The 18,932-nt window shown below is 75.1% G+C and carries 19 protein-coding genes; 15 read left to right on the forward strand and 4 right to left on the reverse strand.

Features of this window, described 5'->3' with window-relative positions; genetic code table 11:
* Window positions 1-36: 36 nt before the first annotated feature.
* The 8 genes from mnmA to ADEH_RS07695 all read left to right on the forward strand — a co-directional run bounded on the left by mnmA (window position 37) and on the right by ADEH_RS07695 (window position 6,211).
* Window positions 37-1,092 (forward strand): tRNA 2-thiouridine(34) synthase MnmA, encoded by a 1,056-nt coding sequence (gene mnmA, locus ADEH_RS07660; protein ID WP_011420538.1) that lies wholly within the window; start codon window positions 37-39, stop codon window positions 1,090-1,092.
* Between the two features lie 97 nt (window positions 1,093-1,189).
* Window positions 1,190-2,764, forward strand: a complete 1,575-nt coding sequence (locus ADEH_RS07665) for a lysine 5,6-aminomutase subunit alpha (RefSeq protein WP_011420539.1) — start codon at window positions 1,190-1,192, stop codon at window positions 2,762-2,764.
* Complete coding sequence (locus ADEH_RS07670; RefSeq protein ID WP_011420540.1) at window positions 2,761-3,309, forward strand: hypothetical protein; 549 nt, start codon at window positions 2,761-2,763, stop codon at window positions 3,307-3,309. The genes ADEH_RS07665 and ADEH_RS07670 overlap by 4 nt, the downstream gene beginning before the upstream one ends.
* Complete coding sequence (locus ADEH_RS07675) at window positions 3,306-4,073, forward strand: OAM dimerization domain-containing protein (RefSeq protein ID WP_011420541.1); 768 nt, start codon at window positions 3,306-3,308, stop codon at window positions 4,071-4,073. Before ADEH_RS07670 ends, ADEH_RS07675 begins: the two co-directional genes overlap by 4 nt.
* Before the next feature lie 8 nt (window positions 4,074-4,081).
* Complete coding sequence (locus ADEH_RS07680) at window positions 4,082-4,468, forward strand: hotdog domain-containing protein (protein WP_269529109.1); 387 nt, start codon at window positions 4,082-4,084, stop codon at window positions 4,466-4,468.
* A gap of 45 nt (window positions 4,469-4,513) precedes the next feature.
* Window positions 4,514-5,332, forward strand: coding sequence for a 3-keto-5-aminohexanoate cleavage protein (locus ADEH_RS07685; RefSeq protein ID WP_011420543.1), 819 nt, complete (start codon window positions 4,514-4,516; stop codon window positions 5,330-5,332).
* A 104-nt stretch (window positions 5,333-5,436) separates the two neighbouring features.
* Complete coding sequence (locus ADEH_RS07690; RefSeq protein WP_011420544.1) at window positions 5,437-5,709, forward strand: HU family DNA-binding protein; 273 nt, start codon at window positions 5,437-5,439, stop codon at window positions 5,707-5,709.
* Window positions 5,710-5,722: 13 nt separating this feature from the next.
* On the forward strand, window positions 5,723-6,211 hold the full coding sequence (locus ADEH_RS07695; protein WP_011420545.1) for a PilZ domain-containing protein: 489 nt from the start codon (window positions 5,723-5,725) through the stop codon (window positions 6,209-6,211).
* 83 nt (window positions 6,212-6,294) lie between these two features.
* On the opposite strand, the gene ADEH_RS07700 is transcribed toward ADEH_RS07695, so the two are convergent.
* The 4 genes from ADEH_RS07700 to ADEH_RS07715 form a co-directional block, all read right to left on the reverse strand.
* Window positions 6,295-7,059 (reverse strand): hypothetical protein, encoded by a 765-nt coding sequence (locus tag ADEH_RS07700; protein ID WP_011420546.1) that lies wholly within the window; start codon window positions 7,057-7,059, stop codon window positions 6,295-6,297.
* Window positions 7,060-7,317: 258 nt separating this feature from the next.
* Window positions 7,318-8,688 (reverse strand): ammonium transporter, encoded by a 1,371-nt coding sequence (locus ADEH_RS07705; RefSeq protein ID WP_011420547.1) that lies wholly within the window; start codon window positions 8,686-8,688, stop codon window positions 7,318-7,320.
* A 182-nt stretch (window positions 8,689-8,870) separates the two neighbouring features.
* On the reverse strand, window positions 8,871-10,169 hold the full coding sequence (locus ADEH_RS07710; protein WP_011420548.1) for a hypothetical protein: 1,299 nt from the start codon (window positions 10,167-10,169) through the stop codon (window positions 8,871-8,873).
* Window positions 10,170-10,313: 144 nt separating this feature from the next.
* The gene (locus ADEH_RS07715; protein ID WP_011420549.1) at window positions 10,314-10,529 is read right to left on the reverse strand and encodes a TIGR04563 family protein; all 216 of its coding nucleotides are present in this window, start codon (window positions 10,527-10,529) and stop codon (window positions 10,314-10,316) included.
* A gap of 506 nt (window positions 10,530-11,035) precedes the next feature.
* Here ADEH_RS07715 and tilS point away from each other — a divergent pair.
* From tilS to ADEH_RS07750, 7 genes are all read left to right on the forward strand, one after another.
* Complete coding sequence (gene tilS, locus ADEH_RS07720; RefSeq protein WP_011420550.1) at window positions 11,036-12,391, forward strand: tRNA lysidine(34) synthetase TilS; 1,356 nt, start codon at window positions 11,036-11,038, stop codon at window positions 12,389-12,391.
* Between the two features lie 121 nt (window positions 12,392-12,512).
* Window positions 12,513-14,420 (forward strand): ATP-dependent zinc metalloprotease FtsH, encoded by a 1,908-nt coding sequence (ftsH, locus tag ADEH_RS07725; protein WP_011420551.1) that lies wholly within the window; start codon window positions 12,513-12,515, stop codon window positions 14,418-14,420.
* A 49-nt stretch (window positions 14,421-14,469) separates the two neighbouring features.
* Window positions 14,470-15,321: a dihydropteroate synthase gene (folP, locus tag ADEH_RS07730; RefSeq protein ID WP_011420552.1), complete on the forward strand. Its 852-nt coding sequence runs from the start codon at window positions 14,470-14,472 to the stop codon at window positions 15,319-15,321.
* A 21-nt stretch (window positions 15,322-15,342) separates the two neighbouring features.
* Window positions 15,343-16,224 carry a diadenylate cyclase CdaA gene (cdaA, locus tag ADEH_RS07735; protein ID WP_011420553.1) on the forward strand — a complete coding sequence of 294 codons (882 nt, stop codon included), beginning with the start codon at window positions 15,343-15,345 and terminating at the stop codon, window positions 16,222-16,224.
* Entirely contained in the window at window positions 16,211-16,600 is a 390-nt protein-coding gene (locus ADEH_RS07740) for a hypothetical protein (protein ID WP_011420554.1), read from the forward strand. The genes cdaA and ADEH_RS07740 overlap by 14 nt, the downstream gene beginning before the upstream one ends.
* Window positions 16,601-16,609: 9 nt before the next feature.
* A complete protein-coding gene (gene glmM / locus ADEH_RS07745) occupies window positions 16,610-18,103 on the forward strand; it encodes a phosphoglucosamine mutase (RefSeq protein WP_232287450.1) in 1,494 nt (497 codons plus the stop codon).
* 86 nt (window positions 18,104-18,189) lie between these two features.
* Window positions 18,190-18,918 (forward strand): pyridoxine 5'-phosphate synthase, encoded by a 729-nt coding sequence (locus ADEH_RS07750; protein WP_011420556.1) that lies wholly within the window; start codon window positions 18,190-18,192, stop codon window positions 18,916-18,918.
* Window positions 18,919-18,932 lie beyond the last annotated feature (14 nt).

Genomic DNA, 18,932 nt, shown 5'->3' on the forward strand with positions numbered 1-18,932 from the left:
CGCGGCCGGCGGTACACCCCCGCGTCCGGACCTCTCATGCGCATCCTGGTCGCCATGTCGGGCGGGGTCGACAGCTCGACCGCCGCCGCCCTCCTCGCCGGCGAGGGGCACGAGGTGATCGGCGTCACCATGCGCGTGGCCGACTACTCCGACGCGGCCCGCGGCCGGTCCTGCTGCGCGCCGGACGACGTCGAGGACGCGCGCGCGGCGGCGCGGCGCCTGGGCATCCCGTTCTACGTCGCCAACGTCGAGGCCCGCTTCCGCGAGCGCGTCATCGACCGCTTCGTGGACGACTACGTCGAGGGCCGCACGCCCAACCCGTGCGTCGCCTGCAACACCGAGGTGAAGTTCGACTGGCTCCTGGCCCGGGCGCGGGCCCTCGGCGCGAAGCTCGCCACCGGGCACTACGCCCGCGTCGAGGAGCGGGGAGGGCGTCGCCGCCTGCTCACCGCCGCGGATCCGGCGAAGGACCAGAGCTACTTCCTCTACGGCCTGGGCCAGGACGCGCTCGGCGACGTGCTGTTCCCGGTGGGCGCGCTGGCGAAGCCCGCGGTGCGGGCCGAGGCCGCGCGCGCCGGCCTGGCGGTGGCGGAGAAGCCGGACTCGCAGGAGATCTGCTTCGTGACCCTCGGCGACGCGGGGGACTTCGTGGCGCTGCGCGCGCCGGCGCGGGTCCGGCCGGGCGAGATCGTCTCCACCGCGGGCGAGGTGCTGGGCCGGCACGACGGCGTGCACCGGTTCACCGTGGGGCAGCGCCGCGGGCTCGGGCTCGCGGGCCCGGCGCCGCGCTACGTGGTCCGGCTGGACGCCGCGGCCGCGCGGGTGGTGGTGGGGAGCGCCGAGGAGGCCTCGCGCGATCGCTTCGAGGTGCGCGAGGCGACCTGGGTGTCCGGCGCGCCGCCCGGGGGCGCCGTCGAGCTGCGGGTGAAGGTGCGCCACCGGCACGAGGGCGAGCGCGGCACGGTGCGCGCGCGGGCGGGCGGCGCGGGCGCGGAGGTCCGCCTGGCGCGGCCGGTGCGCGGCGTGGCGCCGGGGCAGGCGGCGGTCTTCTACGACGGGGACGAGGTGGTGGGCGGCGGGCGCATCGCCTGAGGCGCGCGCCGCGCCGCGGCGGGCGTCCTGGACCACCCGGCAGGGCCCGGCTGGAAGCTTGCCCATCAGGGCACGACGGCCTAATCCATGAGCCGCCATGCAGCTCAGCGACGGCCGTCACGTCCCGGATCTCCACCTCGATCGCGCCCAGGTCGAGCGCTGCCGCGCGCTCGCCGACCGCATCACCGCCCCGGTCCTCGAGTTCGTCGGGCGGCACACCACCGTCTCGATCGAGCGCACGGTGCTGCGCCTGTTCGGCCTGCACGACGCGGGGCCGCGCGGCGTACCGCTGGTGAACATGGCGGTGGACGCGCTCCACGAGAAGAGGCTGCTGCACCGCGGCGCCGCCTACTGGATGGGCTACGTCATGCGCCGGGGCGCCACCGATCCGCTCGCCGTGGTCGAGCGGATGGCCGCGCTCCCCGCCGACCCCGAGCCGCTGCCGCCCGCCGAGGAGCAGGCGCTGCTGGCGGAGATGCGGGCCGAGGCGCGGGCCGGCGTGGACGAGCTGCTCGGGCGGGTGAAGGCGCGCGACGCGCTCCGCGGGGAGCTCGGCGTGGGGCCGCGGCCGCACAAGTACCTCATCGTCGCGACCGGCAACATCCACGACGACGTGGAGCAGGCCCGCGCCGCGGCGCAGGCCGGCGCCGACGTCATCGCGGTGATCCGCTCCACCGCGCAGTCGCTGCTCGACTACGTGCCCCACGGCGCCACCACCGAGGGCTACGGCGGGACCTACGCGACCCAGGAGAACTTCCGGATCATGCGCGAGGCGCTCGACGACGAGTCGCGCAAGCTCCGCCGCTACGTCCACCTCACCAACTACTCCTCCGGCCTGTGCATGCCGGAGATCGCGTTCTCGGCGGCGTGGGAGCGGCTCGACATGCTGCTCAACGACGCGATGTACGGGATCCTGTTCCGCGACATCAACATGAAGCGGACGCTGTGCGACCAGCACTTCTCCCGCCGCATCTGCGCGCTGGCCGGCATCCTCATCAACACCGGCGAGGACAACTACATCACCACCGCCGACGCCGACGAGGCGGCCCACACCGTCGTGGCCTCGCAGTTCGTGAACGAGAGCTTCGCGCACCGCGCCGGGCTGCCCGACCGGCTCATCGGGCTCGGCCACAGCTTCGAGATCGACCCGGAGCGCGAGGACACCATCGCGCGCGAGCTGGCGCAGGCGCTGCTGGTGCGGACGCTCTTCCCCGACGCGCCCATCAAGTACATGCCGCCCACCAAGCACAAGCAGGGCGACATCTTCTTCAGCCACGCCTACGACATGATGTCCGACGTGGTGGGCTGGGTCACCGGGCAGGGCATCCAGCTGCTCGGCATGATGACCGAGGCCATGCACAACCCCTTCCTGATGGACCGCTACGTGGCGCTGAAGGGCGCGGACTACGTGTACCGGGCCTGGCGCTCGATGGGCGCCGAGATCACGTTCCGGCCGGGCGGCATGGTGGAGTCGCGCGCGCGGGAGACGCTGGGCAAGGCGCTGGCGCTGCTCGAGGAGGTGGCCCGCGACGGCCTGCCCGCGTCGATCGCCCGGGCGCGCTTCGGCGACGTGGCGCGCGCCGAGGACGGCGGCAAGGGGCTGTCCGGCGTGGTGACCCGCGGCCCGGCGTACTTCAACCCGTTCCTGGAGATCCTGGAGGGCGCGCGATGATCCGCACGCGATCGGCCCGGCGCGCGGCGCTCGCGCTGGTCCTGGCGCTCGGGCCGCTGCTGCTGGGCGGCTGCGCCGGCCTCCGCGAGGCGCTGTCGCCGGCGCCGGAGGGCGTCCCCTCCGGCCGGGCCGGCTGGCTCGTCTACACCGTGGGTGGGCTGCGCTTCGAGGCGCCCGAGGCGTGGCGGGCCTCGGGCTCCGCGCGCAACCTGCGGCTCGAGGCGCCGGACGGGAGCGCCCGACTCGACGTGTCCACGCCGGAGCGGCCGTTCGAGGGCGAGCAGGCGTGCCTGGCGGACGCCGAGGCCGTGCTGAAGCGCGGCGAGGCGATGGAGCGGACCCGCCGCCACCCGACGCGCTTCGCCGGCGCCCGCGCGTTCTCGTTCGAGGGCGACTCCGGCGGCTGGCACGTGTGGGCCTGGGCGGCCTGCGACGGCGGCACCCAGTACCAGGTGTTCTTCACCGCGCGCACGCCCGCGGGCGCGGAGGCGATCGACGCCTGGCGGACGCTGTCCAGCAGCGCGCGCATCGGGGGGCAGGCATGACGCTGCACGAGTGGGAGCCGGGGCAGGTGGTGCGCCCGTACGGCGACCGGCGCGACGACGGGGTGGTGCAGCTCTCGTTCGTACTGCCGGTCCCGCCCGGCGAGCGGGCCCGCGAGGCCGCCGCCGAGGTGGCGCGCAAGATGGGGCTGGAGCAGGTGCACGTGGCGGCCATGGAGGCGGCGGCCGACCGCTACACGTTCTTCGTGGTGTACGGGCGGAGCACCGTGGCGGTGGACTACGGGCGCATCCAGGTGCCCGAGGTGGTGGTCCGCAAGAAGGGCTTCGACGAGCTGAACGCCTACGCGCTGCGCGAGGTGGGCCGGCGCATCGTGGTGCTGGGCGCCTGCACCGGCTCCGACGCCCACGCGGTCGGCATCGACGCCATCATGAACATGAAGGGCTTCGCCGGCGACTACGGCCTCGAGCGCTACGCCTGCTTCGACGCCACCAACCTCGGCGCGCAGGTCGAGAACCAGCGCCTCGCGGAGCTGTGCCGCGACCGCCACGCCGACGCGGTGCTGGTCTCGCAGGTGGTGACCCAGCGCGACGTGCACAAGGAGAACGCGCGGCAGCTGCTCGACGCGCTGGAGCGGCTCGGGATCCGCGAGCGCGTCACCGCCATCCTGGGCGGGCCGCGCATCGACCACCGGCTGGCGCTGGAGCTGGGCTACGACGCCGGCTTCGGCCCGGGCACCAAGCCCTCGGACGTGGCGAACTTCGTGGTCGGGTCGGTCCTGAAGCACATGGGCAAGGAGATGCACTGATGGCCCCGGTGAAGGCGACGCTGCGGCTGCGCATGTCGCAGGCCGACGCGCACTACGGCGGCAACCTGGTGGACGGCGCGCGGATGCTGGCGCTGTTCGGCGACCTCGCCACCGAGTTGCTGATCCGCCACGACGGCGACGAGGGCCTGTTCCGCGCCTACGACTCGGTGGAGTTCCTCGCCCCGGTCCACGCCGGCGACTACGTCGAGGCCGAGGGCGAGATCGTGAAGGTGGGGAGCACCTCGCGCGCCATGCGCTTCGAGGCGCGCAAGGTGGTCTCGCCGCGGCCGGATCTCTCCGACTCCGCCGCCGAGGTGCTCGCGGAGCCGGTGGTGGTGTGCCGCGCCACCGGCACCTGCGTCGTCCCCAAGGACAAGCAGCGCCTCGCGCGCTGAGCCGGTCCACCCGTTCGGCCGCGCCGGGCGCGGCCGGGAGGCCTCATGGCCGAGAAGACGATCGTGACCGCGGCGGTGGTCGGCGCCGAGGTGACCCGCGCCCAGAACCCGGCCGTCCCCTACACGCCGCAGGAGATCGCCCGCGCCGCGGTGGACGCGGGGCGGGCCGGCGCGGCGGTGGTCCACCTGCACGCGCGCTGGCCCGACGGCCGCCCGTCGCAGGCGCCGGAGCACTTCCGCGAGATCATCGACCGCATCCGCTCGGCCGGGAGCGCGGTGGTGATCCAGTGCTCGACCGGCGGCGCGGTGGGCATGTCGATCGACGAGCGGCTCGGGTCGCTGGTGGACGGCGCCGAGATGGGCACGCTCAACATGGGCACCATGAACTTCGGCGACGAGGTGTTCGTGAACACCCGGCCCGACCTGGTGAAGGTGGCGGGGCGCCTGCGCGAGCGGCGCCTCGTGCCCGAGTGCGAGGTCTACGACGCCGGCATGCTCGACACGCTGCGGTGGCTGCTGGAGAAGGGCCACCTGGCGCAGCCCTACCACGTGCAGTTCGTGCTGGGCGTCCCCGGCGGCATGGCGGCGAGCGAGCGGAACCTGCGCTTCCTGGTGGAGGGCTTGCCGGAGGCGGTCCACTGGTCGGTGGCGGGCGTGGGGCGCTTCCAGCTCCCCATGGTGGAGCTGGCGGCGCCGATGGGGGGCCATGTGCGCGTGGGCCTCGAGGACAACCTCTACGCGGCCAAGGGCGTGCTGGCGAAGGGCTCGGACGAGCTGGTGTCGCTGGCGGTGGAGCGGGTGGGGCGCGCCGGGCGCGAGCCCGCCACGCCGGCGGAGGCCCGCGCATTGCTCGGGATCACGTGAGCCGCGCTGCGCGTCCGCGCGCGCGTGTCCATCGCTTCGCTGGCTTGACGCTCCCGGAGCGGGAAGCTACGTTCGCGCGGTTTCACGCGGGGGACGCGCGCTCCATGACCAAGGCAGACCTCATCGAGAAGGTTCAGGCGCTCCACGACGACCTCTCCAAGCGGCAGGTGGCGCTCCTGGTGGACTCGGTGTTCGAGCACCTGGCCAAGGGCATCCGCAAGGACAAGCGCTTCACCATGCCCGGCTTCGGCACGTTCGTGGTGAAGCGCCGGGCCGGCCGCGTGGGCCGCAACCCGCAGACCGGCGCCGAGATCCAGATCGCCCCCACCAAGACGGTCGGGTTCAAGCCCGCGCCCGAGCTGAAGAAGGCGCTGTAGCCGCGGACCGCACATGAGCAGCCTCGCCGACTGGTTGAAGGACTTCCGCGCGCTGCACGCGAAGGCGCGCGCCGGCACGCTCGCCGGCCGGGAGGCCGACGTCTACCGCGCCGGCCGCGACGAGCTGGCGCGCGCGCTGCTCGCGGCCCAGCGGCTCACCCTGAAGCCGGGGGAGCAGCCGCGCCAGGCGCTGCGCGTGGCCCGCGCGCTCCAGGTGGACCTCGACATGCTCACCTCCGCCGCGCGCGCGCTGACCGTGGACGTCTCCAGCGGCGGGTTCGCCTGCCTGCTCGCGAAGGCGCCGCCGGCGGGCGACGAGGTGAAGGTCTCGATGCGGCTCCCCGGCGGCGAGACGCTCGCGTGCCGCGCGCGGGTCACCGACGTGAAGCCGCTGCAGGGCAACGTGCGCGCGTCGTTCCAGCTCGTCGGCCTGACGGCGGCCGAGCGCGAGCGCATCGAGCTGATGGTGTTCGACACCGTCCTCGAGCAGCTGACCGCCTGATCCAGGCGCGGTGAAAGAGGCGAGGCGCCCCGGATCTCCCCCGGAGCGCCCCGCCCGACGCGCACCCACGCGCGCCTCCCGCACTACTTCTTCGCGAGCAGCTCCACGTCCACGTCGAGCTGCACCGTCCACATCCAGTCGGTGCCGGTCGCGGCCCGGTAGTAGTCGTGGTCGAGGAAGAACACCGGGCCGGTGAGGACGTCCACGGCCGGCGTGAAGTACAGGCCGATGCCGCCGCCGGCCGCGCCCATCCAGTTCTTCCCGGTCGCGACGTCCGCCAGGAAGACGATCTTCTGCAGGCCGGGCAGGCTCAGCGTCACGTCCGGAGAGACCCAGCTCGCCATGAAGCCGGCGCGGTTCACGCCGCCGTCCGAGCCGGTCCAGAGCGCCTTCGAGCCCGCGCCGTAGTAGCCACCCACGCCCAGGATGCCGACCGGCGTGGTCTTCCCGAGCGTCGCGTGCAGGAGGTGGTAGTCGGACACGTCCTTCTCGAACCCGGCGTTGGCGATGCCGGCGGAGAGGCCCGGGGCCCAGCTCGCCAGCGCGCCCTCGGGCAGCGTCAGCTTCGCGTTCAGCTGCACGTACTTCTTCGTGTCGCCCGGGTAGAAGAAGTCCACGCCGGCCTCGGCCTGCAGGTAGGGCAGGCTGAACAGGCCCAGCTCCAGGCCGGTGTCGATCTGCAGCGCGCCCTGCTCGGCGAAGTAGGTGTCGTACGTGAGGTGCGGGACGAGGGCCGGCTGCGTGTACGTGGTCGCCGGGGTCCAGAACGTGGTGGACGGCGTGGCCCGCGCACCCTGCGCGACGGCGAGGAGCGCTGCGACCGCGAGCGCCTTCAGAGCACTGTTCATCGGGTGAGATCCTCCGTGGTGGTCGTCGCGGCCGGGTGACCGCTCGCCCGGACGGGTTTGCAGCGCGCGTGCCGCGGCCGACGAGGCCGGAACCGGCGGGGTTTTCCGCGGCCGCGGCCGCCGATGAGCGCCGCCGGGGCAGCCGCCTGCGCGCGCCGCGAGCACGCGCGGCGGGTTCACGCACCGAGAGGTCACGAAACGTGAACGCCCGCCCCCGGAGGCCGGGGGCGGGCGCGGGTCGCCGCGGTGGGGCCGGGATCAGGCGGCGCTGGAGCCTGGGCTCGGGCGCGCCACCGGCAGCGGGGCGTGCGCGGGACCGCCCGGCGTGGCGCCCGCCGTCTCCAGATCCGTGGAGAGGTAGGCCCGCTCGCCGGCCTCCGCCTGGTCGAGGCCGGACCACTCGTCCTGCTCGTCGGCGCGGAGCGGCGTCACGAGCGCCACCAGCCGGTACAGCCCGTAGGAGAGCCCGCCGGAGAACACCAGCGTCACGGCCACGCCGAGGGCCTGCTTGCCCACCAGCGCCAGGCTCGCGTCGGCGCCGGCCGCGTTCACCGAGGTGGTGGCGAGCGCGCCGGTGAGCACCGCGCCGAGCGTGGCCGCCACGCCGTGGACCGCGAAGACGTCGAGCGCGTCGTCCAGCCCGAGGCGCGGGCGCAGCCGGATGGCGCCGAAGGAGGCGAGCGCCGCGACCGCGCCCAGCACCAGGCTCGCGCCGGGCCGGATGAAGCCGGCGGCCGGCGTGACCGCGACCATGCCGGCCACCGCGCCGGAGGCGAGGCCCACGCCCGAGATCTTCCCGTGCATCAGCAGCTCGGCGAGGCCCCAGGCGGCGGCCGCCGCCGCGGGGGCGAAGAAGGTGTTCGCGAACGCGGTGCTGGCGAGGCCGTTCGCGGCCAGCGCGCTGCCGCCGTTGAACCCGAGCCAGCCGAACCAGAGCAGGCCGGCGCCGAGGATCGCGAACGGGACGTTGTGCGGGAGCACGGTGGGGGCGCGCAGGCCGCGGCGCTTGCCCAGCACCACCGCGCCGACCAGCGCCGCCGCGGCGGCGTTCACGTGCACCACCGTGCCGCCGGCGAAGTCGAGCACGCCGAGGTTGCGCAGCCAGCCGCCCGGCGCCCAGACCCAGTGCGCCACGGGCGCGTAGACCACCAGGCTCCACAGCGCGACGAACAGCACGTACGCCTTGATGCGCATGCGCTCGACCAGCGCGCCGGAGATGAGCGCCGGCGTGATCACCGCGAACATCGCCTGGAAGAGCATGAACGCGGAGTGCGGCACGGTCGCGGCGAGGGACGGCTCGGGCGCGTCGCCCACGCCGGCGAGGCCCGCCCAGCGCAGGCCGCCCAGCACGTGGTCGAGCGCGCCGGGCCCGGGGGCGAACGCGAGCGAGTACCCCACGGTCGCCCAGAGCACGCCCACGATCGCCATGCAGACGATCGAGAGGTTCATGGTGTGGACCACGTTCTTGGCGCGGACCAGGCCGCCGTAGAAGAAGGCGAGGCCGGGGGTCATGAGCATCACCAGGCCGGCGCTGACGAGGACCAGGGCGGTGTCGCCGGTGTCGATCCGGTCGGCGGCGGACGCGAGCGCGGGCAGGGCCAGCAGCAGGGGGACGAGGACCTTCTTCACGGAGCCTCCGGGGCAGGGTGCGCGGGGGCGCGCTCCCCGGGGCTCTGCAGCGCCCGTGCCCGCCCGGCGTGCTCGGATCCGCGGCGTTCCGGAACCTGCTCGTGGTGCGCTGCCCGAGTCCGCAGCACGCCGCTGCCCCGCCTGCGGGCAGGCGGGGGCGGCGGCGCGGTCCGGCTGCCTGATCAGCGGGCAGTGCGCGAGGTGCGCTTGCCCGCCGTGCGGGAGGCGGGCTTCTTCGCCGGCGCGGCCGCCTTGCGGGTCCCCGCCTTGGCGGTGGCCTTCGCCGCGGTCGCCTTGCGGACCGGCGCGGGCTTCGCCGCCGGCTTCCGCGCCGGCGGCGGCTCGGGCCTGGGCTCGGGCGGGAGCACCGCGGGCACCACGGCAGGATCGTCGTCGGAGGCGCTCGACACCGCGGGCGGCGCGCCGGCCACGGCGCGATACGGGCCGCGGGCGCGGGCCTCCACCTCGGCGGCGCGGCCGGCCCAGTCGCGCGCGCCCGGGGCGAGCCCGGCGCCGTCGAGCGCCGCGGCGGCCGCGGCGCGATCGCCGGCGCGGATCCGCAGCGCCGCCAGGTGCAGCGCCGCGCGGGCGCGCTCGGGCGCGGGCGTGGCGGCGGCGTCCGCCGCGAGCCGCTCGAGCGCCTTCACCGCGTCGGCCGCGGGCGCCTCGCCGGCCAGGGCCAGCTTGGCGAGCCCGTAGGCGGCGCGCGGGTGGGTGGGCGAGGCCGTCAGCGCGGCGGCGTAGGCGGCGCGGGCGGTGGCCGCGTCTCCGCGCGCCCGGCGCGCCACGTCGCCGTGGAGGGCGAGGCCGGCCGGCAGCGCGCGATCGGCGGCGGCGGCCTGGGCCGCGTCCGCGGCGGCCGCGAGCGAGCCGGCCGCGAGCGCGATGCGCGCCTGCAGCGCGTCGGCGAAGCCCGAGCCCTGCGCCGCGGCGGCCGCGGCGGTGGCGTCCCCGAGGCTGCGCCGCGACAGCGCGAGCAACCCGCTCGCCAGGCTGGCCCAGCGCGGCACCTCGGCGGCGCGGCCCGGCTCGACCAGGAGCGCCTCGGCCTGCGCGCCGGCGGCCTCGTCGCGGTAGTCCACGTGCAGCGCCGCGAGCGCGTACGCGCGGAGGCTGGCGGCGTCGAGCGGGTCGAGCGCGGCGAGCGGCTCCAGCAGGTCGGCCGCCTCGCGGTATCCGGCCGCGGTGTCGAGGCGGATCAGCTCCTCGGCGCGCTGCATCCCGGCGTGGAGCGCCTGCCGGCGGTGGTGCGCGCGGTAGGCGAGCAGGGCGGCGCCGAGCAGCAGCACCAGGCCCGCGCCGGCGACGAGCGCCACCCGGGAGCGGCGGGGCGGCCTCGAGGCGCCGGGCGAGGGTGCGCGGGGGCGCGCCGGCCCTTCGCCGTCGAGGTCGGCGGGGGCCGCGTAGGAGTCGTCGTCGAGCTCCACGAAGCCGTCCTCGGACGGCGCCGCGGCAGGGTCGGGCAGGGGGGGCGTTCGCATCGGCAGGTCGGGGGCGGGGCACGCCGAGGGTACTGCCCGCCCATGCCCCGGGTCAAAAGGGCGACGCAAAAAAGGCGAGCCCGCACCGGATGGACCGGTGCGGGCTCGCAAAAGCTCTCGAGACGTCGGCGGCGAGGGCCGCGGCTAGATGCCCTTCTCCTCGCGCTCGTCCTCCCGCGCGACGCCGGACAGCACGTCGTTGACGGACGGGAAGCGCATGATCTCGCCGCGGGCGATGCGCCAGGCCTGCTGGACGATCCACGAGAGCGACCGGTCCTGCCGGTTCGCTTCCGCCTGGATCTCGTTCAGCATGTCCTCGGGGAAGTACAGGGACTGCTTGCGCTTGTCGGTGCCGGCCATCACTGCTCCATGCTGTGGGGCAAACGACGGCGTTGTACGCTGGGATCGCTCCGTCGGTCAAGCTTTCATCCACCCGACGGGGCGCACCCACCGTGAGGCTGGCGCGACCGGGTCTCGCTCGCCCGGGACGCGGCACGGCGGGCGCGAACGTGAAAATCCCCGCGCGGATGCTGGGGGCGGAGGCGTGGCGATGGGCCGGATCGGGCGGCAGGAAAGAAGAGAGCCGGCATCGCTGCCGGCTCTCCGTGGGCCCAGAGGGGGAGGGGGGGGACCCCTAGGCCCAGCGCCACAAACTTGTCTCATCCTGCGCGGTCGTCAACACCGGCGACCCAACATCGCATTCCACAACGGATCCCGCGACTTGCCGCGACGACGGGGAAGGCGGCAGGCTGCGCGCTCCAGCCACTCGAACCCGCTGGCCGGCGATCGCATTCCCGCCTCGGTCCGCGGCCCGGCGCGGGCCCGACCCGCGCGCCTCCGCGCCGGGGCCGAGGAGCCCCTCCTCCATGCGATCCCCTGAACTCCACCCGTACCCCGCCGCCGTGCTCGAGACCGCCCGGCGCCGGCGCCTGTTCGGCCCCGCGGACCGCGTGCTCGTCGCCCTCTCCGGCGGCGCCGACTCCACCGCGCTGCTCGCCGCCCTGGCCGCGCTGCGCGACGCGGGGGCGCTCGCCGAGGTGCGGGCGCTCTACCTCGACCACGGGCTTCGGACGGGCAGCGAGCCCGAGGCGGCCTCGGCCCGCGGCGCCTGCGCGCGGCTCGGCGTGCCGCTCGAGGAGCGGCGCCTCGCGGTGAAGGCCGGCAACGTGCAGGCCGAGGCGCGCCGCGTGCGCTACGCGGCGCTGCGCGAGGCGGCGGCCCGCGCCGGCTCGACGCGGATCGCGACCGGCCACACCCTCGGCGACCAGGCCGAGACCGTGCTGCTGCGCCTGCTCCGCGGCGCCGGCGCCCGCGGGCTCGCCGCGATCCCGCCGCGGCGCGGGGAGGTGATCCGGCCGCTCATCGACCGCACGCGCGAGGAGGGGAACGCCTACCTGCGGGCCCTCGGGCTGGGCTGGGGCGACGACCCCACCAACGCCGCGCCCCGCTACGCGCGGAACCGGCTCCGGCTCGAGCTCTGGCCGCTGCTCCGGGCGGTGGCGCCCGCGGCGGACCGCGCGCTGGCCCGCGCCGCCGACCTGGCCCGCGAGGACGAGCGCGCGCTCGACCGGAGGGCGCGCGCGGTCGCCGGGGACGGCGCCGCGGTGGACCTGGCGGCGCTCCGCGGCGAGCCGATCGCGGTGCGGCGGCGGGTGGTGCGCCGGCTCTGGCGGGCGGCGACCGGCAGCGGCCGGGCGCTCGAGGCGCGGCACGTGGCGGCGGTGCTGGCGCTGCTCCGGCGCGGGCGGCCCGGCGAGACCGCGCTCCCGGGAGGGCGGCGCGCGCGGTGCCGCTACGGGCGGCTGGAGCTGCTCGCGGGCCCCGGGGCGCCGGCCCCGGAGGTCGCGCCGGTGGAGGTCCCGGGGCCGGGGAGGTACGCGCTGCCGGCGCTGCGGGTCTGGGTGGAGGTCGGCGCGGCGCGGCCGGACGCGGTGCCCTGGCCCCTCACGCTCCGCACCCGCCGCCCGGGGGACCGCTTCCGCCCGGACCGCGGGCCGGGCGGGACGAAGCTGAAGCGCTGGCTCATCGACCGGAAGGTGCCGCGCGAGGCCCGGGATCGGCTGGTGCTCCTCGCCGCACCCGGGGGCGCCGTCCTGGCCGTTCCGGAGCTGGGGGCGGTCGCGGAAGGGCTGGGCCCTTCGGGCGCCGGGCTGCGCGTGCGCATTTCGGCCGCGCCGGGGACGGACGGCTCGTACTGCAAAGGGGGTGAGGGCCTGTTATAACGGGCACCTGGCCCGGGCGTCGCCTGGCCGGACGCCTGGCGGCGCGGGGCGCGGTGCGGAAGAGTCGGACCTCGCCGTCGGTTCCGGTCGATCGACGCTCCACCGAAGGGGAAATCGAGCCTTGCGACAGTCCTACAAGACCGCCCTGCTCTGGGTCTTCCTGATCGTGATGTTCATCGCGCTCTGGAAGCTGTTCGAGCAGCGGGGGCGCGAAGCGAAGTCCTACAACTGGTCGCAGTTCATGTCCAAGGTCGAGGCGGGCGAGGTGAAGGAGGTCACCGTCAAGGACCTCGACTACTTCGGCCACCTGCGCGACGGCTCGGACTTCGTGACCACCGGGCCCATCGACGCCTCGGCGACCATCGCCGAGAAGCTGCGCGAGAAGGGCGTCAACCTGACGTACCAGAAGCCCGAGCAGAACTCGCTCTGGGTGACGGTGGTGCTGCAGTACCTGCCGCTCGTCTTCGTGTTCCTGCTCATCTTCTTCTTCATGCGCCAGCTGCAATCCGGCGGCGGGAAGGCGATGAGCTTCGGGAAGTCGCGCGCGAAGCTGATGACCGAGCACCACAACAAGATCACGTTCGCGGACGTGGCCGGCATCGACGAGTCGCGCGACGAGCTCGAGGAGATCATCTCCTTCCTGAAGGACCCGAAGAAGTTCACGCGCCTCGGCGGCCGCATCCCGAAGGGCGTGCTGCTGATGGGCCCGCCGGGCACCGGCAAGACGCTGCTCGCGCGCGCCGTGGCCGGCGAGGCGGGCGTCCCGTTCTTCTCCATCTCCGGCTCGGACTTCGTGGAGATGTTCGTGGGCGTCGGCGCGAGCCGCGTGCGCGACCTGTTCGAGCAGGGCAAGAAGAACGCCCCCTGCATCATCTTCATCGACGAGATCGACGCGGTCGGTCGCCACCGCGGCGCCGGCCTGGGCGGCGGCCACGACGAGCGCGAGCAGACGCTGAACCAGCTGCTCGTGGAGATGGACGGCTTCGAGTCGAACGAGGGCGTCATCCTCATCGCCGCCACCAACCGGCCCGACGTGCTCGACCCGGCGCTGCTGCGCCCGGGCCGCTTCGACCGCCGCATCGTGGTGCCGCGCCCCGACCTCAACGGCCGGCTCGGCATCCTCAAGGTGCACACCAAGAAGACCCCGCTCGACACGCAGGTGGACCTCACCCAGATCGCGCGCGGGACCCCGGGCTTCTCCGGCGCCGACATCGAGAACCTCGTGAACGAGGCGGCGCTCTACGCCGCGCGGCGCAACAAGGAGAAGCTCGCCATCGAGGACTTCGAGTTCGCGAAGGACAAGGTCATCATGGGCACCGAGCGGCGCTCGATGATCATCTCCGAGAAGGAGAAGCGCACCACCGCCATCCACGAGGCGGGGCACGCGCTGGTCGCGAAGATCCTCCCGGGCACCGACCCGGTGCACAAGGTGACCATCATCCCCCGCGGCCGCGCGCTGGGCCTGACCCAGCAGCTCCCGCAGGAGGACCGGCTCAACCTGAACCAGGAGTTCGCGCTGAACCAGGTGGCCATCCTGATGGGCGGCCGGCTCGCCGAGGAGATCACCTTCGGCCAGAAGACCACCGGCGCCGGGAACGACATCGAGGTCGCGACCAACCTGGCCCGCTCCATGGTCTGCGAGTGGGGCATGAGCGAGAAGATGGGCCCGCTCGCCTTCGGCAAGAAGGAGGGCGAGGTCTTCCTCGGCCGCGAGATGGCGACCGCGCACACGTACTCCGAGCAGACGGCGCGCGACATCGACGCCGAGGTGCACCGGATCGTCACCGAGCAGTACGAGCGGGCGAAGAAGGTCCTGCTCGAGAACCAGCCGCTGCTGAACGCCATCGCCGACGCGCTCATCGAGTACGAGACGCTCGACGCGGCGGACATCGACGTGCTGCTCGGCGGCGGGACGATCAGCCGGCCTCCGCCGGCGAAGCCGATGGTGCCGACGCCCGCCGAGAAGGGCGGGAAGCGCGGCGGGCTGCTCGACGCGGTGGGCGGCGTGCCGGCGGCGGGCAAGGCCTGATCGGCCGCGGCGCCCGCCCCGGCGGGCGCCGGCCGGAGACGACGTCGCGATGCGGATGCGGATCGGGGCCAGGCTCTTCGACGGGCCTGGCCCCTTCGTCATGGGGATCGTGAACGCGACCCCCGACTCGTTCTCGGACGGCGGCCGGTTCCTCGAGCGCGACGCGGCGGTGGCGCACGCGCTGCGGCTCGCGGACGAGGGCGCCGACCTGGTGGACGTGGGCGGCGAGTCCACCCGGCCCGGCGCGCCGCCGGTGACCGCCGAGGAGGAGCTGCGGCGGGTGGTGCCGGTGATCGCCGCGCTGCGCGCGCGCGGGTTCGCGCTCCCGATCTCGGTGGACACCTGGAAGGCGCGGGTGGCGCGCGAGGCGCTCGCGGCCGGCGCGGACCTGGTGAACGACGTGACCGGCCTCGGCGACCCGGAGATGGCGGGCGTGGTCGCCGCGGCCGGCGTGCCGATCGTGCTCCAGCACATGCGCGGCACGTTCGCCGACATGGCCTCGCGCGCGGTGTACGCGGACGTGGTCGGCGAGGTCACCGCCGAGCTGGCCGCCGCGCTGGCCCGGGCCGAGGCGGCCGGCATCCCGCGCGACCGCGTGGTGCTCGACCCCGGGCTCGGCTTCGCGAAGGACGCCCGGCACAGCCTGGAGCTGCTGGCGCGGCTCGGCGAGCTCCGGCGGCTCGGGTGCCCGCTGCTGGTGGGGCCCTCGCGCAAGAGCTTCATCGGGAAGATCACCGGGGCGCCCGCGGCGGAGCGCCTGCCCGGTACGCTCGCGGCGGTGACCGCGTGCGTGCTGGCCGGCGTGGAGCTGGTGCGCGTCCACGACGTCGCGGCCGCGCGGCAGGCGGCCGACGTCGCCGCCGCGATCCGGGGAGCGGCGCGCGGCGCCGGTCCGCTGTAGACTGCCGCGCCGGAGAGCCCGTTGCAGCGCATCCTCGTCTACCTCATCGGCCCGGACGTCACCCTCGGCGACCTCGCGCTCGCGCTGGTGGACATCGGCCTCGTCGCGTACCTCGTCTACCGCGTCCTCCGCGTCATCCGGGGCACGCGCGCGGTGGCGGTGCTGTTCGGGCTGTTCCTGCTCGGCGTCGGCTACCTCGGCGCGCAGGCCGCCGGGCTGGAGACGCTGAGCTGGGTGCTCGGCCACTTCCTCAGCTACTCCTTCATCTTCGGCGTGATCGTCCTGTTCCAGTCGGACATCCGCCGCGCGCTGGCCGAGCTGGGCCGCTCGTCGCGCCTGCTCGCCGCGCTCTCGCGCGACGACCTCGCCACCCAGCGCGGCGCGGTGGACGCGGTGGTGAAGGCCGCGGGGGAGCTGGCCCGGCGCCGGCACGGCGCGCTCATCGTGCTCGAGCGCTCGGCCGACCTCTCCGACGTCATCGACTCCGGCCTGCGCGTGGACGCGGCGGTCACCTCCGAGCTGCTCCTGTCGATCTTCCTGCCGGCCGGGCCGATCCACGACGGCGCCGTGGTGATCCAGGGCGCCCGCCTGGCCGCCGCCGGCTGCCTGCTGCCGCTCTCCGCCGCCGAGGCGCCCCAGGAGCTGGGCACGCGCCACCGCGCGGCGCTGGGCCTCGCCGAGGAGGTGGACGCCGCGGTGGTGGTGGTCTCCGAGGAGCGCGGCGAGGTCTCGGTCGCGCTCGAGGGCGCGCTGCACCGCGCGCTCGACGAGAAGGCGCTGCGGACGCTGCTCTATTCACTGTTCGTCACCAAGGGCCGCGGCACCGGCGGCGCCGCCGGGCACCCCGCGCAGGCGGGCGGCGCTCACCCCGCCGGGCAGGGAGCGCCCCGTGCGGCGATCTGACCTCGCGCTCGCGCTGCTCGCGGTGGCCGCGGCGGTCGCGCTGTTCCTGGTGGTCCGGGGGGAGCGGCGGGTGACCGCGACCTACGCGGTCCCGGTCGTGGCCACGCTGCCGAAGGGCCTCGCCACGGAGCCGGCGCTCCCGTCCGAGGTGAGCGTGGCCATCTCCGGCCCGTGGGCCCGCCTGCGCACCCTCGATCCGGGCGCGCTCGAGCTCCGCGCCGAGCTCTCCCGCACCGGGCCCGGGGTGGCCACCTGGTACCTCCGCTCCGAGGCGCTCCACCTTCCGCGCGGGCTCCGCGTGGACGCGATCCACCCTGCGCAAGGCTCCGTCGAGCTCCACCGCGCGCCGGTTGAAGGCGCTCCCACCCACCCATAGGTTGACGCGATGACCACCCCCGCGACCCGCACCCGCCCCACCGCCGACGGCGCCCCGCGCCGAGCGCCCCGCAGCGCCGGCGCCCGCAACGGCGTCCACGCGCCGCCCGCCGCCCGGCCCGCGCCGGTGGCGCGGCGCCTGTTCGGCACCGACGGGGTGCGCGGGGTCGCGAACGTGCACCCCATGACCGCCGAGATGGCGCTCCAGCTCGGCCGCGCGCTCGCCTACATCGTGCGGAGCGGGCCGCACCGGCACCGGATCGTGATCGGCAAGGACACCCGGCTCTCCGGCTACATGCTCGAGCAGGCCATCGCGTCGGGCATCTGCTCGATGGGCGTGGACGTGATGCTGTGCGGCCCGCTGCCCACGCCCGGCATCGCGTTCGTGACCCACTCGATGCGCGCCGACGCCGGCGTGGTGATCAGCGCCAGCCACAACCCGTACCAGGACAACGGCATCAAGTTCTTCTCGCGGGACGGCTTCAAGCTGCCCGACGAGCTGGAGCTGCAGATCGAGCGCCTGGTGCTGGACGCGGGCGAGGACGACGCCGGCGCCGAGGAGTTCCGCGCGCTCCGGCCAACCGCCACGCGGATCGGCAAGGCGAAGCGCATCGACGACGCCATCGGCCGCTACGCGCAGTTCCTGAAGACCATCTTCCCGAAGGAGCTGACGCTGGACGGGCTGACGGTGGTGGTGGACTGCGCCCACGGCGCCGCGTACCACGTCGCGCCGGCGGTGTTCGAGGAGCTGGGCGCGAAGGTCATCCCGCTCAACGTGAAGCCGGACGGCAAGAACATCAACGACGCCTGCGGCGCGGTGCACCCGGAGTCGATGGCGAGGGCGGTGAAGCGCCACGGCGCGAACCTCGGGCTGGCGCTCGACGGCGACGCCGACCGCGTGATCCTGGCCGACGAGCACGGCAACGTGGTGGACGGCGACGCGATCATGGCGCTGGTGGGGCGCGACCTGCTCGCCCGCAAGGCGCTCGCGAAGCGGACGGTGGTGGCCACGGTCATGTCCAACCTGGGCCTGGAGCGGGCGCTCGCGCCGCTCGGCGGCAAGGTGGTGCGGACCGCGGTGGGCGACCGCTACGTGGTGGAGGAGATGCGCCGGAGCGGCTACTCGTTCGGCGGGGAGCAGTCCGGGCACCTCGTGTTCCTCGACCACGTCACCACCGGCGACGGCGTCGCGGCCGGCCTGAACGTGCTCGCGGTGATGGTGCGCGAGGGCAAGCCGCTCTCCGAGCTGGCCCGCTGCTTCGAGCCGTTCCCGCAGGCGCTCGTCAACGTGGAGGTGCGCGAGAAGCGGCCCGTCGCCGAGCTGCCCGGGGTGGCGAAGGCCATCGCCGCGGCGGAGAAGGCGCTCGGGGCCGAGGGGCGGGTGCTGGTCCGGCCCTCCGGCACCGAGAACAAGGTGCGGGTGCTGGTGGAGGGGCCCGACGCGAAGCGCGCCCGCGCGCTCGCCGACGGCATCGCCGCCGAGCTGCGCCAGGCCATCGGCTGAGGCCGAGACCGCCAGGCGCACCCGTCGCCGGGGCGGCCCACGAACGTCCGGCGGCGGGCCGGGTTCCGGGGTAGACTCCGGCCGCCATGCCCGCACGCCTCGGAGTCAACGTCGATCACGTCGCGACGCTGCGCCAGTCGCGCCGCACCCAGTACCCGGACCCGGTCGCCGCGGCGGTGCTCGCCGAGATGGGCGGCGCCGACCAGATCACCATCCACCTGCGCGAGGACCGCCGGCACATCCAGGAGCGCGATCTCCAGGTGCTGCGGAAGACCGTCTCGAGCCGGCTCAACCTCGAGATGGCCGCCACGCAGGACATGGTGAAGATCGCCTACGGGGTGAAGCCGGACATCGCCACCCTGGTGCCGGAGCGGCGCGAGGAGCTCACCACCGAGGGCGGCCTCGACGTGGTGGGCGGCCGCGAGCACGTGCGCAAGGTCGTGAAGACGCTCCGCGACGCCGAGATCGAGGTGTCGCTCTTCATCGACCCGGACCTCGACCAGGTGAAGGCGGCCCACCGCGCCGAGGCGGAGGTGGTGGAGCTGCACACCGGCCGCTACTGCGACGCCCGGCTCGCCTCCGACCGGCGGCGCGAGCTGTCGCGCGTGATCGACGCCTGCAAGGCGGCCGCGAAGCTCGGGCTGCGGGTGGCGGCGGGCCACGGGTTGAACTACCAGAACGTGCTGCCGGTGGCCGCCATCCCGGAGATCGAGGAGCTGAACATCGGCCACTCGATCGTGGCGCGGGCGGTGCTGGTGGGGTTCGAGCGCGCGGTGCGCGAGATGCGCGAGCTGCTGCGCGAGGCGCGCCCGTAGCGCGGGGCGCCGCC

It is taken from the genome of Anaeromyxobacter dehalogenans 2CP-C, assembly GCF_000013385.1.
Taxonomy (GTDB): Bacteria; Myxococcota; Myxococcia; order Myxococcales; family Anaeromyxobacteraceae; genus Anaeromyxobacter; species Anaeromyxobacter dehalogenans_B.

Excerpts from the sequence above, each read along its gene's own strand:
- ADEH_RS07685 (WP_011420543.1), top strand. The coding sequence starts at position 4,514 with ATGGCCGAGAAGACGATCGTGACCGCGGCGGTGGTCGGCGCCGAGGTG.
- ADEH_RS07710 (WP_011420548.1), bottom strand. The coding sequence starts at position 10,169 with ATGCGAACGCCCCCCCTGCCCGACCCTGCCGCGGCGCCGTCCGAGGAC.
- glmM (WP_232287450.1), top strand. The coding sequence starts at position 16,610 with ATGACCACCCCCGCGACCCGCACCCGCCCCACCGCCGACGGCGCCCCG.
- ADEH_RS07675 (WP_011420541.1), top strand. The coding sequence starts at position 3,306 with ATGACGCTGCACGAGTGGGAGCCGGGGCAGGTGGTGCGCCCGTACGGC.
- ADEH_RS07670 (WP_011420540.1), top strand. The coding sequence starts at position 2,761 with ATGATCCGCACGCGATCGGCCCGGCGCGCGGCGCTCGCGCTGGTCCTG.
- ADEH_RS07700 (WP_011420546.1), bottom strand. The coding sequence starts at position 7,059 with ATGAACAGTGCTCTGAAGGCGCTCGCGGTCGCAGCGCTCCTCGCCGTC.
- ADEH_RS07750 (WP_011420556.1), top strand. The coding sequence starts at position 18,190 with ATGCCCGCACGCCTCGGAGTCAACGTCGATCACGTCGCGACGCTGCGC.
- ADEH_RS07695 (WP_011420545.1), top strand. The coding sequence starts at position 5,723 with ATGAGCAGCCTCGCCGACTGGTTGAAGGACTTCCGCGCGCTGCACGCG.
- tilS (WP_011420550.1), top strand. The coding sequence starts at position 11,036 with ATGCGATCCCCTGAACTCCACCCGTACCCCGCCGCCGTGCTCGAGACC.
- ADEH_RS07715 (WP_011420549.1), bottom strand. The coding sequence starts at position 10,529 with ATGGCCGGCACCGACAAGCGCAAGCAGTCCCTGTACTTCCCCGAGGAC.
- ADEH_RS07690 (WP_011420544.1), top strand. The coding sequence starts at position 5,437 with ATGACCAAGGCAGACCTCATCGAGAAGGTTCAGGCGCTCCACGACGAC.
- folP (WP_011420552.1), top strand. The coding sequence starts at position 14,470 with ATGCGGATGCGGATCGGGGCCAGGCTCTTCGACGGGCCTGGCCCCTTC.
- ADEH_RS07665 (WP_011420539.1), top strand. The coding sequence starts at position 1,190 with ATGCAGCTCAGCGACGGCCGTCACGTCCCGGATCTCCACCTCGATCGC.
- mnmA (WP_011420538.1), top strand. The coding sequence starts at position 37 with ATGCGCATCCTGGTCGCCATGTCGGGCGGGGTCGACAGCTCGACCGCC.